Origin of the sequence: Roseivirga sp. E12, from assembly GCF_017592825.1 — a bacterium.
Taxonomy (GTDB): domain Bacteria; phylum Bacteroidota; class Bacteroidia; order Cytophagales; family Cyclobacteriaceae; genus Roseivirga.
The window spans coordinates 13,565-28,295 of sequence record NZ_JAGFMD010000005.1; the positions used below are offsets into that span (position 1 = coordinate 13,565).

At 40.3% G+C, this 14,731-nt stretch carries 14 protein-coding genes and 2 tRNA genes; 7 read left to right on the plus strand and 9 right to left on the minus strand.

Features of this window, described 5'->3' with window-relative positions; all coding sequences use genetic code 11:
- Window positions 1-8 precede the first annotated feature (8 nt).
- The 3 genes from J4E76_RS12400 to J4E76_RS12410 form a co-directional block, all read right to left on the minus strand.
- The gene (locus J4E76_RS12400; protein WP_208504614.1) at window positions 9-2,582 is read right to left on the minus strand and encodes an ATP-dependent Clp protease ATP-binding subunit; all 2,574 of its coding nucleotides are present in this window, start codon (window positions 2,580-2,582) and stop codon (window positions 9-11) included.
- Window positions 2,583-2,677: 95 nt separating this feature from the next.
- Window positions 2,678-3,313, minus strand: coding sequence for a WbqC family protein (locus J4E76_RS12405; protein ID WP_208504616.1), 636 nt, complete (start codon window positions 3,311-3,313; stop codon window positions 2,678-2,680).
- Window positions 3,313-3,936, minus strand: a complete 624-nt coding sequence (locus tag J4E76_RS12410) for an L-threonylcarbamoyladenylate synthase (protein ID WP_208504619.1) — start codon at window positions 3,934-3,936, stop codon at window positions 3,313-3,315. The genes J4E76_RS12405 and J4E76_RS12410 overlap by 1 nt, the downstream gene beginning before the upstream one ends.
- 51 nt (window positions 3,937-3,987) lie before the next feature.
- Here J4E76_RS12410 and mltG point away from each other — a divergent pair, with 51 nt between their 5' ends.
- The 7 genes from mltG (at window position 3,988) to J4E76_RS12445 (ending at window position 9,734) form a co-directional block, all read left to right on the plus strand.
- Complete coding sequence (gene mltG / locus J4E76_RS12415) at window positions 3,988-5,022, plus strand: endolytic transglycosylase MltG (RefSeq protein ID WP_208504621.1); 1,035 nt, start codon at window positions 3,988-3,990, stop codon at window positions 5,020-5,022.
- Between the two features lie 2 nt (window positions 5,023-5,024).
- Complete coding sequence (locus J4E76_RS12420; protein WP_208504623.1) at window positions 5,025-5,432, plus strand: thioesterase family protein; 408 nt, start codon at window positions 5,025-5,027, stop codon at window positions 5,430-5,432.
- Window positions 5,429-6,376, plus strand: a complete 948-nt coding sequence (locus tag J4E76_RS12425) for a YihY/virulence factor BrkB family protein (protein WP_208504625.1) — start codon at window positions 5,429-5,431, stop codon at window positions 6,374-6,376. Before J4E76_RS12420 ends, J4E76_RS12425 begins: the two co-directional genes overlap by 4 nt.
- Before the next feature lie 69 nt (window positions 6,377-6,445).
- Window positions 6,446-6,530, plus strand: a tRNA-Ser gene (locus tag J4E76_RS12430).
- A gap of 10 nt (window positions 6,531-6,540) precedes the next feature.
- Window positions 6,541-6,612 (plus strand) — tRNA-Glu (locus tag J4E76_RS12435).
- Window positions 6,613-6,784: 172 nt separating this feature from the next.
- The gene (locus tag J4E76_RS12440) at window positions 6,785-7,120 is read left to right on the plus strand and encodes a helix-turn-helix transcriptional regulator (protein ID WP_208504627.1); all 336 of its coding nucleotides are present in this window, start codon (window positions 6,785-6,787) and stop codon (window positions 7,118-7,120) included.
- 4 nt (window positions 7,121-7,124) lie between these two features.
- On the plus strand, window positions 7,125-9,734 hold the full coding sequence (locus tag J4E76_RS12445) for an ABC transporter permease (protein ID WP_208504629.1): 2,610 nt from the start codon (window positions 7,125-7,127) through the stop codon (window positions 9,732-9,734).
- An 8-nt stretch (window positions 9,735-9,742) separates the two neighbouring features.
- On the opposite strand, the gene J4E76_RS12450 is transcribed toward J4E76_RS12445, so the two are convergent.
- The 6 genes from J4E76_RS12450 to J4E76_RS12475 all read right to left on the minus strand — a co-directional run bounded on the left by J4E76_RS12450 (window position 9,743) and on the right by J4E76_RS12475 (window position 14,730).
- On the minus strand, window positions 9,743-10,555 hold the full coding sequence (locus J4E76_RS12450; protein WP_208504631.1) for a YihY/virulence factor BrkB family protein: 813 nt from the start codon (window positions 10,553-10,555) through the stop codon (window positions 9,743-9,745).
- A 451-nt stretch (window positions 10,556-11,006) separates the two neighbouring features.
- On the minus strand, window positions 11,007-11,474 hold the full coding sequence (locus tag J4E76_RS12455) for a nuclear transport factor 2 family protein (RefSeq protein WP_208504633.1): 468 nt from the start codon (window positions 11,472-11,474) through the stop codon (window positions 11,007-11,009).
- A gap of 63 nt (window positions 11,475-11,537) precedes the next feature.
- Entirely contained in the window at window positions 11,538-12,239 is a 702-nt protein-coding gene (locus tag J4E76_RS12460; RefSeq protein ID WP_208504635.1) for a head GIN domain-containing protein, read from the minus strand.
- 107 nt (window positions 12,240-12,346) lie between these two features.
- Complete coding sequence (locus J4E76_RS12465) at window positions 12,347-13,030, minus strand: Crp/Fnr family transcriptional regulator (RefSeq protein WP_069843758.1); 684 nt, start codon at window positions 13,028-13,030, stop codon at window positions 12,347-12,349.
- A 3-nt stretch (window positions 13,031-13,033) separates the two neighbouring features.
- Entirely contained in the window at window positions 13,034-13,657 is a 624-nt protein-coding gene (locus J4E76_RS12470; protein WP_208504638.1) for a LysE family translocator, read from the minus strand.
- The gene (locus J4E76_RS12475; RefSeq protein ID WP_208504639.1) at window positions 13,654-14,730 is read right to left on the minus strand and encodes a hypothetical protein; all 1,077 of its coding nucleotides are present in this window, start codon (window positions 14,728-14,730) and stop codon (window positions 13,654-13,656) included. The genes J4E76_RS12470 and J4E76_RS12475 overlap by 4 nt, the downstream gene beginning before the upstream one ends.
- Window position 14,731 lies beyond the last annotated feature (1 nt).

Below are 14,731 nucleotides of genomic sequence, written 5' to 3' on the forward strand. Positions count from 1 at the left end.
ATTCTCTGCTATTCTGCAGAATCCTCTTCCTCTTTTTCTTCTTTCTTTTTCCTAGAGGCTCTTTTCTTCTTGATTTTAATGGTTAACTCTTCCGATTTCCCATCATGATCAGCATTTAGTGTATCGCCTTCGTTGATATCACCCTTCAAAATCTCTTCAGCAATTTGATCTTCTAAGTATTTTTGAATGGCTCTATTCAATGGCCTAGCACCGTACTGCGGATCAAACCCTTTCTCGGATAAGAAGTCTTTTGCCTTCTCAGTCAGAGACACTTTATATCCCATTGCCTCTACCCTAGCGAGCAACTTGCCCAAGGAGATATCAATGATTTTATGTATGTCTTCTCTTCCAAGCGAGTTGAATATGATCACATCGTCCAAGCGATTCAAGAATTCTGGACTGAAGGTCTTCTTCAAAGCCTTTTGAATAGTATCCTTGATAATCTGATCTTCAGAATCACGCTTAGTCTGCGTACTAAATCCTATACCCGAACCGAAGTCCTTCAAATCACGCACTCCAATATTTGATGTCATGATAATGATCGTATTCCTGAAATCAACTCTTCGTCCCAAACCATCTGTAAGAATACCATCGTCCAATACTTGGAGTAAGATATTGAATACATCCGGGTGAGCTTTTTCGATCTCATCGAGTAATACCACAGAGTAAGGCTTTCTTCTCACCTTTTCCGTAAGCTGACCACCTTCTTCATAACCCACATAGCCCGGAGGCGCTCCTACAAGACGAGATACAGAGAATTTCTCCATATACTCACTCATATCAATTCTGACAAGAGAGTCTTCTTTATCGAACAGATAGCTAGAAAGGACTTTTGCTAACTCAGTTTTACCAACACCTGTAGGACCTAAGAAAACAAAGGTTCCTATTGGTTTTGAAGGGTCTTTCAATCCAACTCTAGTTCTCTGAATAGCCTTGGTCAACTTGGCAATAGCCTCATCCTGGCCGATCACTCGTCCTTTCAGTTGCTCACCCATTCCAACCAATTTGGCTTGCTCTTTCTGAGCCACACGTTTGGTAGGAATACCTGTCATCATGGCAATTACCTCAGCCACGTTTTCTTCGTCAACCGTGTAGCGTTTAGCCTTACTTTCTTCTTCCCAGCGCTCTTTGGCACTATCGAGTTGATCGATCAGCTTCTTCTCTTTATCTCTTAACTGAGCTGCCTCTTCGTACTTCTGACTTTTAACAACTCTGTTCTTTTCTTTCTTAATATCCTCTATAGCATCTTCCAGCTTTACGATATCTTCTGGTACGTGAATATTGTTGATATGCACCCTTGCACCAGCTTCATCCAATACATCAATCGCCTTGTCTGGCAAGAAGCGATCTGATATATACCTGTCCGAAAGTTGTACACAGGCCTTAAGAGCATCTGCCGTATAACTAACATGGTGATGTTCTTCGTACTTCTCTTTAATATTATCGAGAATCTGAATAGTCTCTTCTGGAGTGGTTGGATCAACCATAACCTGCTGAAATCTTCTCGCTAGAGCCCCATCTTTTTCAATATACTGTCTATACTCGTCTAAAGTGGTAGCCCCAATACATTGAATTTCGCCCCTTGCAAGTGCTGGCTTGAACATGTTAGACGCGTCAAGCGATCCGGAAGCGCCACCTGCACCAACAATGGTGTGTAACTCATCAATAAAGAGAATTACCTCAGGAGATTTTTCAAGCTCATTCATTACCGCTTTCATGCGTTCTTCGAACTGCCCACGATACTTAGTACCCGCCACTAAAGATGCAAGGTCCAAGGTCACAACACGTTTTCCGAACAACACTCGAGACACCTTTTTCTGAACAATTCTTAAGGCCAGTCCTTCGGCAATGGCACTCTTACCAACACCTGGCTCACCAATAAGGATTGGGTTGTTTTTCTTTCTTCTAGATAGAATTTGACCCACACGTTCAATTTCCTTTTCCCTTCCCACAATTGGGTCGAGTTTTCCATCTTCAGCATACTTAGTTAAATCTCTTCCGAAATTGTCAAGGACAGGAGTTCTGGATTTTTCGCCACCTTTTCCCGCTGGTCTGTCGCCTCCGCTTCCAGACCCACTGCTGCTTCCGAACATCTTACCAGAATCATCATCCGGATCGTCTGTATCTGAAGAGGCCAATGGGTTGTCGGTCTGGTATTCTAACATTTCTTTTACTACTTCATAATTAACGTCAAACTTCTCTAGAATTTGTGTAGCAATGTTGTCTTCATCTCTCAAAATTGAGAGTAACAAATGCTCAGTACCGATCAGTTGACTTTTGAAAATCTTTGCTTCGAGATAGGTGATCTTAAGCACCTTTTCAGACTGTCTTGTCAATGGGATATTAGCCAAGTTTTTCACATTGTGATTGGCCGTTCCCTTTGTGGCTCTCTCGATAGCCTCTCTAAGTTCTTCTAATGAAGTTCCTAGCTTCTTAAGAATGCTCACCGCTACTCCTTCTCCTTCACGAATCATCCCTAGCAAAAGATGCTCTGTCCCGATATAGTCATGCCCTAATCGCAGGGCCTCCTCTCTACTCAGGGAGATCACTTCTTTTACTCTATTTGAAAATTTTGCTTCCATTTAATGCCTTTCTCGGTGGCTCAATTCATTGATAAAACCACGATTTCAATATAATAAGATATAGCTTACGATCTACTAGAAACGTAATCAAAAACCTAATTGTTCTTATTCATAACACCTGAGTTGTATAATACCTCTAAAGCGTCAGGCCCCATACAAAAGAGCAGGTCTAAGATGCTCATGTTAGGTACAAAGTCTTTGCCAAAGATTTGGTGATATGCTTGAGGCTTAAACCATGTCAGACTGTCTAGTGATTTTTTAGGGTGAATGTGAGATCTGAAGTCAAGAAGGCCTTCAGGTGGGCTTTTCGAATACTCTGAAGTCTCAGCCAGCTTTACATCTAGCTTGAGAAGTTTAAGACATAATGTCAGCAATCGCGAATTTAACTGATACAAAGTGGAATAATTAGCCTTGATTTCTGATTCAAAATAGTCGGCATAGTAATCATAGAAAGGAGCCTTCCCATAGGCCGATTGAATAGCTCTCCAATGATTATTAGACCACTTTTGTTTATAGTCAATCGTTAAGTCTTTTATGAGGACTTTCCTACCACCATGGTGCACAGGAAGGCTCAAACTTTGGACCTTATTTGACCCGATGATTTCACATCTATTTCGGTATGATTGCTTCTCGAAGTTTTCATTCCCTTCAATAAAGGCCTCTTCGCAATGACTGAGCAAAACAAAATATGCTACCGATGGCAGGTATTGTGATTCAATCAAGATTCTCATTAGAGATAGTCGTTAATATCTCCTAACCCTTCTCTCACAACCTCCAAATCATCTTGAGAACAGTCCACAACGGTAGAGGCAACATTTGCGCCATAGCCCCCATCGATCACTATGTCTACCAGGTTCTCGTACTTCTCAAAGATTAATTCTGGGTCGGTTGAATATTCGAGAATCTCATCTTCGTCATGAATGGAAGTGGTGATGATTGGATTGCCGAGGTTCTTTACAATCTCCCGAGGAATGTTGTTATCTGGCACTCTTATACCAACCGTTTTCTTTTTAGCATTCAAAACCTTCGGCACACTATTACTTGCATTAAGAATAAAGGTAAATGGCCCAGGAAGTGCCTTTTTCATCACCTTAAAAATTGGTGTGCTTAGTCCTCTGGTGTACTCAGCTATTTCACTCAGGTCATAGCAAATAAATGATAAGGCCTGAGGTTTAGTATTCTTGATTTGACACACCCTCTGAACTGCCTTATTGTTGCTAAAATCGCAACCAATACCATAGACGGTATCTGTCGGATAAATCACAACACCACCAGATTTTAAAACACGAACAATCTTTTCAATCTTATCGATCTCGGGGTTTTCTTCGTATAGCTTAATTAATTCCGCTGACATGATTTTGACTTGAAGTCGAAGTTAGGACAAATTGACTATTTTTGTGGCCATATGCAGAAAAGAAAGCGATTTATGATCGGTATGGTGATCTTCTCAGTGATCCTAACCTCTTTTTCATTTTACTTCTATCAAGTATTCTATGGTTCTAATATTCTCATAGAAAAACAGCCCGAAGTTGTTGTGATAGATCGAGACGATAATTTCGATTCTTTAAGAAACACACTATATGACAATGCTATAGTGGATGAAATTCTATCATTCAGCTTTGTAGCAAAAGCACTAGGCTACCAAGATAATGTAAAGCCAGGAGTTTACCTTCTGGAGCCTAACATGAACAACCTAGAGGCGGTAAGAAGATTAAGAGCTGGGGACCAGATTCCCGTAGACATCACTTTTAATAACGTCCGTTTTAAAGAAGATTTGGTTGAGAAAATTTCGGCTACCACAGGGATTGATGAAACTGAATTTTTGGACCTGCTCAACAACAATGAATATTTGTCCACTCTCGGCTTCAACAAGGAAACTATTATGGCAATGTTCATCCCAAATACTTACGAGGTGTACTGGACCATTTCACCCAAGGCTCTATTCGATAGAATGAAAAAGGAATACGAGAAGTTTTGGACAAGTAGTCGCAAGGAAAAGGCAACTGCTCTGGGCATGACACCAGTCGAGGTTTCAACCTTGGCTGCCATAGTACAAGATGAGATGTACATTCCAAGCGAAAGCCCGACAATTGCTGGTCTCTACATCAATAGGATTAAAGCCAATATGCTTTTACAGGCTGACCCAACCGTAAAATTTGCCTTAGGCGACTTCACTATTCAGCGAGTTCTTATAGCTGACACAAGAATTGACAGCCCTTACAATACCTACAAATACCGTGGCCTACCTCCCGGTCCTATTAACTTACCAACCATCGCTTCCTTAGATGCTGTTCTGAATTATGAAAAGCATGACTATATTTATATGTGTGCAAGAGAGGATTTTTCGGGCTACCATCGCTTTGCAAAAGACTTGACACAGCACAATAAAAATGCAAGACTTCTCCACAAAGCCTTGAATGACAGGAAAATATTTCGATAAGGATGTATAGTGCCTCTACCCAAATAAGGGTAAGATATGCTGAAACTGATCAGATGTCCTACGTATACTATGGCAATTACGCTATGTATTACGAAGTGGGCCGTGTGGAGGCACTACGCCAACTGGGCTTTGAATACAAAAGACTAGAAGAACAGGGGGTTATGATGCCCGTTCATGACCTTGAATGCAAATACCTGGCTCCAGCAAAGTATGACGAGTTGCTGACCGTAAAAGTCATCATCAAAGAATTGCCAAAAGTTCGGATGATTTTCGAGTACGAAGTCAACAACGAACAAGGAGACTTGGTTAATACAGGAAAAACCACCTTGGTTTTTATCAACATGGAAACCAACAGACCATGTAGAGCACCGGATGAGTTGACAGAAGTTTTAAAATCCTATTTCTCATGAAGGCGAAGTTTCTGGCCATCATATTAGAGAACCCACTTTACATAAGACTGATCAACTTGCTTCAGCATATTAAGGTAGGAAAAGCTAAAGTCGGTCTTTATGATGCCATTGTCATTTTCATTCAAAAATTGAGTAATGACAGATTGCTGGCCAGGGCCAATGGTGTCGCTTTTAGTTTTACCATGGCCATATTTCCCGCTATCATTTTTCTGTTTACGCTTACACCTTATATACAGAATTTTTTTCCAGATGTGACCAATGATCAGATTATTGGTTTCTTAGAAAACATCTTACCGGCTAACCTCTATACCGCAGCTGACTCTACCATACATGACATTATCAACAAACAGCGTGGTGGCCTTTTGTCATTTGGTTTTATTCTTACGTTGGTTCTATCTACCAATGGGATGAATTCTCTAATGAGCGCATTTAATGCGAGTTATAAAACGGTGGAAACTCGTGGATTTCTAAAGATGCGGTTTATAGCCACTATTCTGATATTCATTCTAGCCCTTTCAGTATTGATTTCTGTTGGGCTCTTGGTCGTTGGGCAACAGTTATTAGAAGACAATAGTATTAGAGAAGTAATTCAGGAAAACATTTCAATTGATATCATCATTGTTCTGAGGTTTATCGTCCTCTATATCGTTTTTCAGATTGCCATTTCAAGCATCTATTACTTAGCACCTGCCGTGCATAAAAGATGGCATTTCATGAGTGTCGGTTCAGTCTTCTCTACTTTCGCCATTATTTTGGCATTTTTTGGCTTCTCATTCTACATCAACAACTTTGGTGCTTACAACCGACTTTATGGGTCGATAGGTGTTCTGTTGGTACTAATGATCCTTCTATTCATTATTTCACTGATTCTTTTAGTGGGTTTCGAAATGAATGCAGCCCTTGACAAGGCAAAAACAAAAAAATTAAAGGCAGAAGAGATTTAATTGAGCCTTAGCACTTGCACAAAAAAAACTTCCAATTATCTTTGCAGTCCCAAACGGGAGATCACACACAGAGGCGTGGCAGAGTGGTCGAATGCGGTGGTCTTGAAAACCATTGTACCGCGAGGTACCGGGGGTTCGAATCCCTCCGCCTCTGCAGATTATTTGGTCCGTTCGTCTAGGGGTTAGGACGCCAGGTTTTCATCCTGGTAACAGGGGTTCGATTCCCCTACGGACTACGAAGAGCTCAGCAATTGCTGAGCTTTTTTTATTTATAAGCCCACATCAAAACCATTCCTTACCCTCCGCTTTCGTCAGTTTTTCAAAATCAGGATATTTTTAGAACATTTTACTTACAAAAGTGAAACTTTATATTTTTGATTGAGTATAATACTGACAATTGTGAAAGTTATGGAAAAGATTAAGCTAGGAAATTTCGAAGAATTGGTCCTTTTATTAGTTGGTGTACTATATGACCAAGCATACTCTGTTAACATTGTTGCCGAGTACGAAAAGCAAACTGGTAAAAAAATCAACGTAAGCGCTATTCACACTGTATTGTACCGTCTTGAGGAAAAAGGTTTTTTGGAATCAAAGATGAGTGAATCGACTTCAGCCAGAGGTGGTAAGCGTAAGCGTCTTTTTTATCTAACTCCTTATGCATCTAAAGCTCTTAATGAGCTGGCTTCACTCCGGGAGCAACTCAGATATCAAATACCAGCACAAGCACTTAATTGGAAAAATTAATAGGATGAAGCGCATCAAACACAAGCCTCCTCAACTAGCACTTCGCTTCTTTCGCTGGTATTGTAGACCTGACAGACTCGAAGAGTTGGAGGGCGACATAGAAGAGTTCTTCTATTTAAGACTCGAAAATGGAGAGCCACTATGGAAAGCCAATCTATTTTTTTACTGGAATGTGCTTCTGTGCTTCAAATCTTATTCAAAATCAAAAAATACAAAGACAACACTAATGACTTCGCTTTTCAAATCCTACTTCAAAATAGCATTAAGACATTCTTGGAAGAACAAAGGCTCGGTAGCCATTAATATCATCGGACTTGGCTTGGCACTTAGCATGTGTGTCTTTGTTTTTATGATCCACGCATATAACCTAGAGTTTGATTCATTCTATAAAAACACAGATGATCTTTACCGAATACATGCCATTACCGAGCAAAGTGGAGAAGAAAGACGAAACGAGTTTTCACCTGTAGCGCTGGACTATCAACTTCGCAATCAAGTCAGTGACATAACTCAAGTTAGTAGCTATTATGTTGATAATGGTCAAGTCAAAAAAGACACTGAATTCTTCTCTGAAACTGTGGCTATAGTTTCCACAGATTTTCCTGACATGTTTGAGCTTCCATTGTGGTATGGATCATTTTCAGAATTTGGTAATCTTCCCCTCGTTTTTCTAACCAAACCCGTTGCTCAAAAGTACTTTGGAAACAGGTCAGCTCTTGGGGAAAAGTTCACATTGCTACTATCTAAGGACAAAAGACTCGAAGTTACAGTTGGCGGAGTCCTTGAAAAGCTTCCTCTCAACTCAAGTTTTAGATTCGGAATTATGATCAACCAATTAGATTATATGAGGTCAATGGACATCAATCCGAATGACTGGTCCAATGGCTTTTTTCCAGGTCAATATGTAAAACTTCCTTCCAGCCAAAAGCCATCCGTTCTTGCCAATATCAACAAGAGCATTCCTCTTCAAAATGATGGAAACAAACTGACAAAGGTTAAGCGATTCGAACTAATCCCGTTCTCAACAGCCAAACCTTCTGATCTTACGGAGAATGTGAGCTACGTAAATAGTCGCATCCGGCCAGAAGGTTTAATCATCTTCTCGGTCTTGGCACTTATGGTGTTTCTCATAGCGTGCTTTAATTTTGCCAACACATCAATCGCTCTAATATCACGTAGGTTAAAAGAAATCGGTGTAAGAAAAACACTTGGCTCCGGGAGTAGGCAAATTCTCGTCCAATTCTTATTGGAAATGGGGATAACAAATAGTCTTGCATTTATTGTGGCAATTTCAACAGCCAACCTCACCTCGAAAGCCATTATGGGCCCGTTTGGTGCAAGTTTTTTGTTGGAAGACATCAATTTGACTAGTGTCATTCTATTTGTAAGTGGTTTCTTACTATTTACAACCCTAGTAGCAGGGCTTCTACCTGCCTTGTATGCATGGAAGTTTCAGCCGGTCGCTATCATGCGCAGGACAGCCAAATTAAAGGGTGTTGGTTCAATCAATAAGGTGCTCACAGTTTCTCAATACAGCTTCTCGATCATTTTACTAGTTACCGGAATAACATTTTGGCAAAATTCAGATTTTCTGAACAAACTTGATTTAGGTTATCGGACGGAAGGGATAATTGACCTTCCTATTGATAGCGAGTATTTCGAAGAACTCAGACAAGAAATTGATCAAATACCAGGAGTAGTTACTGCAGGAGCCACGAACCATATTGGCGATTTTGGAAGGTATAGTAAGAAGGTGCAGTTTCAGCTTCCTGAAGACACATCCTCAGCAACCGTTAGATTTCATAACGTAGGTAACAGATATCTGGAGGTTATGGAAATTGAAATCAACTCGGGAAGAGGATTCATTGAAGAATCTAAATCCGATCAGGATAAAATTCTTGTAAGTCAATCTTTGGTGGAAGAGTTCTTTGATGGACAAGATGCAATCAATCAGGTTGTGAAAATCAATGGTGAGCGAAAGACTATTATTGGAGTAACCATCGATATTATAGATGATGTGGTAAAAGCTGCTGAGCTTCTTCCTACGGTTATTGCGCTCTACGAAAAAAGCGAATATGAGCACCTAGTGGTCAAAGTCTCAAGTAGAGACTTAAGTAAAGTAGAAAGCAGTCTTAAATCAATATGGAGCAAGTACATTGACGAACCTTATGCAGGGGTGCGACAAAAAGATTTTGCACTAGGTACCTCTGGAGAGGATTCAAAAGTCCTTCAGAAAATATTTCTATCCATGGCCATATTGAGTGGTTTCTTGAGTATTGCCGGTATTTTCTCTCTTGCACAACTAAATGTTTCTAAGAGAATAAAGGAAATCAGTATTCGCAAGGTCCTTGGCGCCTCCTTCAAGGAGCTTTTGCTAACCATTAACAAGTCATTTGCAATCACACTCTCCATAGCGCTCCTATTGGGATCTACTCTAGGCTATGTGATATCAGATCAAGTACTGAATGCGATGTATAAGTATCACGTTGAGTCCTCTATATCCATTAGTTTACTCTGTGGTATTGCTGTGATCATGGTTTCAATATTTACCATCTCAAGCGTAGTTCGTACCCCCATTCGTTCTAGCCTGGTCCATGGCCTAAGAGACGAGTAAATCGGAGCTCAAGTACTAACTCTATCATCCAGAACTTTCAAGAAAGAGGCACCTAGGAAAATTATCTGAGAAGTGTAATAGACCCACATCATGAGCAAGGCCAATGTACTCATAGCACCAAAGGTTGTAGACAGATGGCTATGACCGATATACATACCAATTCCAACCTTCCCAAACAGAAAAAGTGTGGATGTGAACAATCCTGCTTTCAGAGAGATCTTCCAAGCGACTTTGGCGTCTGATAAAAACTTAAACATTATGGCGAATGCCACTGCAATCAGGACAAATGAAATCACATGTTCGTAGACATAAGCAAGTTCATAATCCACATGTAGCTCTTTCGAATACTTGATTAGCAGACTATTCAGAGATGTACTCAGAAAAATTATGGCAAAGATCACCACTAAGGTCACTAATGAAACAACATGTTTTACGGCATAATTTACAATTCCGCTACCTGGCTTGGGCTCAACATTCCATATGTTATTGAATGAGCTATGAATCTGACTAAACATTCCCGTAGCACTCAGGGCAAGCATAGCAAAACCAAGAAGTGCAGTTAACGTGTTATTGTGATTTATGTGTTGGTTTTTAATGACTCCCTGAATCTGTAGCGCACCCTCATTTCCGAGAGCGCCCTTCATTTGTTCATATATCTCTCCAGACACCGCTTCCCTTCCAAAAATCAAACCCAATAACGAAACTGTAATTATCACCATTGGCAATAGAGAAAAGACAGTATAATAAGCCAGGGCCGCTCCTTTTTGTAAGGTATCGCTATCTAAAAAATGAACTATAACAGCCTTAAAAAATACTTTCATTTCAGATTCAAATTCTTTTAACCCTCCCAAACAGAGCTACCCCTCCATTGACAAGATTATGCAGAACAAAAGTAGGGTAAAGAAAGCGTTATCGGTAGTATAAATGTCTAAGGCCCAAGTCAATCAGTAGCGGAAATAATATTTGAGTTTTTTTCTGCCTTGGCTTGGATAATGCAATCGATTGCATAATTTTGTGTCAGGAGAGGAGACTGATTTCTACTGACAACTTTTTAATTGTTAGATCTTAAGCATAGTAAACTAATGGAGGAATTAAAAACGAGTCGCCAGACGAATGAGTCTAATATAGACAAGGTTAAAACGCATTCGAATGGCAACGTCAATTCACAAGGTTCCCACGATTTCAATCACCAGCGCGTTTCAGTGAGAGATATTATAGAGAACCATTACCGTAAAAGGTAAGTAAGAACGCCCCGAAAGGGGCGTTTTTGTTTTATCCCCCTACGCAGTTATCTCTCCGGCCAGTATCTACCAGATGGAAAATTTTCCATCCATCATCAGATTTATAGAGCTTAAAGACATTCACCCCACAGTGTGAGAACTGATCTCCCAAGTAAAATTTAAAGGGAGTCCAGACTGAAGCCATTTTACCATCAATCTCAATGGTTCCGAACTCTATTCTTTCATCCCATACTTTTTCATGAGGAGTTCCGACTGATTTTAAAAAATCTCTGAAGTCACTACTGACGACCCTAGCCTTGCCTTCTCTGTTTTCTTGGACACGTTGAAAAACGATATCATCACTAAAGACAGAGTGCACCATAGCGCTATCTCCCGCTCTCATACCATCAAACATGGTCATGACCGCATCCTTAATTGCTTGCACATCGTCTTGCGCCTTTAGGCTACCGCCAAAAAGAAAGAGCCCAAAGAGGGCTCCAATTACTATTCTCTTTTTCATAATCGAAGCTTTAAACTCAAAGCTAAGATTAATCAAAAAATCTGTCTTGTTGAAATACGCTAATTACCTCGCTCTGCGAATGCTCCCACCTGTATTCGAACGAACATCAGTCTTTGGACGACCTCTGTAACTCACAGTACCTCCAGTGTTTGCACTTGCTCTAAGCCTATCCTGAGCATTAACCCTAACATCAGCACCCGTATTAGCCTTTGCATAAACTTCAATGGCTTCTACGTCATAAGCATATATTGTTCCACCAGTAGATGCCTTAGCTTCTACCTCGTCAGCATCTCCAGTCATATCAATTCTACCTGAAGTCGTTGCACTTAGGTCAAGACTGGTCACCTTGACTTTGGCATCAACCACACCTGAAGTGCTGGTTGTTACAGAAAGACGCCTGGTCTCAATTAAATCCTCGAAAGAAACTTCAGCACCCGTGTTTACCACGATCTCCTCCATCTCTTCAGTATAAGTAAGTGTTACTCGAATTCTACCACTTCTATTTCGGCTCGACCAAGAATTTCTTCGCACGTGAATGCTTAACCTGTCGCCTCGGACTTCTGTTATAATTCTGTCGACATCAATTCGTGACACCTCGATATCCACGCTATTCTTATTGCCCCTCTTAGCAATAACCTGAATGCCTTCCGAGACTTTTAATTCCGTGAAGTTGTCTAGACTTCTTGTATCAGTGTCTTGCGCGAAAGCTATTGAACTGATAAAGAGTAAGATAATTGTGATTTGAGTTTTAAGATTGTTCTTCATATCCATGACCTTTTGATTACTAAGCAATAGACAGCAAACTTAATACACTAGTTGCATCAAATAAAAAAAGCCCCGACAAGTCGGGGCTTTTTTTTCTCAAAACATCCTTAGGCGGCCAAGGCACCAATATTGGGAATTGTAATTAAGCTTCGGCTATAGACGATTACGCCTTCTTCCTTTAGCTCATTGATAAGTGTTGTGACGGTTTGTCTGGAAGAACTGATCAAACTAGCAATCTCATTGTGCGTCAGGTAATTCCTAATGACTAAACCTGCGTCTGCTGGCTTGCCTTCTTTATTGGCCCAGTCAACTAGAAAATCCTTAAGTCTTGCTTTCACATCCTTGAAAACAAGGTTAGCATAACGATGCTCTAACTTCCTTAGTTTCTCACCCATTTTCTTTGAGAATGACAGTGCCAAGCTCGGATGTTTGTGCATTAACTTCTCGAATTCTTCCATCGTGAAAGTGCATAGAATCACTTCACTTGAGAGTATCTCTGCAAACTCTTGGCTCACCTGAAAATTGGTGATAGGTATTTCTCCGAACAGATCGCCTGTCAAGATTATATCCTTAATCATTTCGTTACCAAGGCCATCAATTTCGCTGATTTTGATCTTACCATTGATCAGAAAATAGAGTCTCTTAGAATCATCATTTGCGAAGTAGATAGTCTGCCCCTTTTTCATTCTAACAAACCTTGAAATTGAACAGAGGTCATGAATTTGCTCCTTGCTTAGGTTCGCGAATAGATCATAGTTTCTTAGATACCAATATTTTATTTCGTTTTGCATGACTTATATATTTATTACCAATTGAAAAATGGCTATAGCGATTATGACCGCCCCTAGCACTTTGTTATAGTTTTTCGTTAATCTCAAATAGATGAACTCTCTCTTTCGGGTGGTGAATTCCGCAACCAATAATTGAAGCAGAAATGCACCCAACGCTGATCCTACAACAAAGGCGACCTGTACAGGCCACATGTTGTTTTCCAGTATGGAGTTGGTTCTGAGATAGGTAATAATAAAAAGCCAAAAGGGATAGAGTTGCGGATTTAGTAAACCGAAGGTTGCACCAAGCCATAGCTCCTTTCCTTTCTTTTCTGATTTATGTTTGTACTCTGAAGCAGCTTTCTGGAAGATCAGGTATATTCCAAAGAGGAATAGAACACCAGTTGTCAAATATTTGAGGTAGTCTTCAAAGCCTTCGTATTGCGAGATAACATTGGAACTGCCAATGGCAAGTCCGCAATACAATAGCTCAGGTAAACTACCACCAAATCCAAAGATTATGGCTGCTTTCTTATTCTTGTGGAGTGCAGTATGAATGGTGCCAAAATTCACTGGCCCCAGTTGTACTGATCCGGCAAAACTAATTGCCGTAGCAATGATTAAAGCTTCCAGAATAGACCAGATCATTTGGTCATCATGGTTTTAACATTGCCTTCTAAGTTTTGTGATTCTGGCCTTTCAGAAAAATGCCCCCTGAGTAGTCTGAACATTGTCCAGAATGGTGTCACTTTGGCCCCATTCTTTATGTTCTCAATGCTCACCTTGCAAGAAGTCTTCATACTAAACATGGTGTCTTTATAAGCTCGAAGTAGATTATACTTCGGGTCATAAATATGTCCAGGTTCAGAAGTTACTCCGTTGAGCTCCATCACTTTTATGTTCTTTCCGGCATACAAATCTTCAATGGAACTAACCTTTAGATCGAATCTTCCAAAATTGAAACCTCCAATATTTTCAGATATTTGATCAAAAACGGCCACTAAATCACTATTAATTAAATGCTGCCCGCTCAAGAACTTAGTACCTAAGCAATGGTTACCAATCGGTTGTAGATTCTCATACTTTCCTTTTGGTAGTACATCCTCCAAGTGCTCGCCATGTTTTTCTTCCATGATGCTCATCTGAAGTTTTGCACGTTCATTTCTACTTAGCAACTCTCGAATGGTCGAAGCTCCATCACCAGTAACGCCCAAAAATTCTTTTTGGACAATAGAGGTAATGTTGCTGGTTCCGCTTATCGGAAGCTTGTGATATAAGACACCTAATTCGATATCGAAATCTACAAACTCCTGAATGATGAAATCCTGATCACTGCCTTTGAGGTAATCTGCGAGCTCAGTTTCATTGTCGACCTTTTCGACCTCGGCTCCTCTTTCTCCAACATCTGGTTTAATGATCATTGGAAATTTCAAATCCGATTGCTCAATTCGACTCATCACTTCAGGTAATGTAGCCGACAATTTGAAGAACAATGTTGTCGGGCGATACCTAGGATCAATCTTATCAAGAATGTCAATCTTAGATTCTCCAAAAACACCACCATGAATGATACCGGGGTTAGCCGCTGTAAAATAGGTTAGCGACCTTGCCTTGATGGACAAATAAATCCAATACGGCACTAATGGTAGAAAAAACAACCAAAATGGCCAGTATTCATAGTAGATAATCTTTACCAGAAAAAGCGGTAATCTATGCCTCATA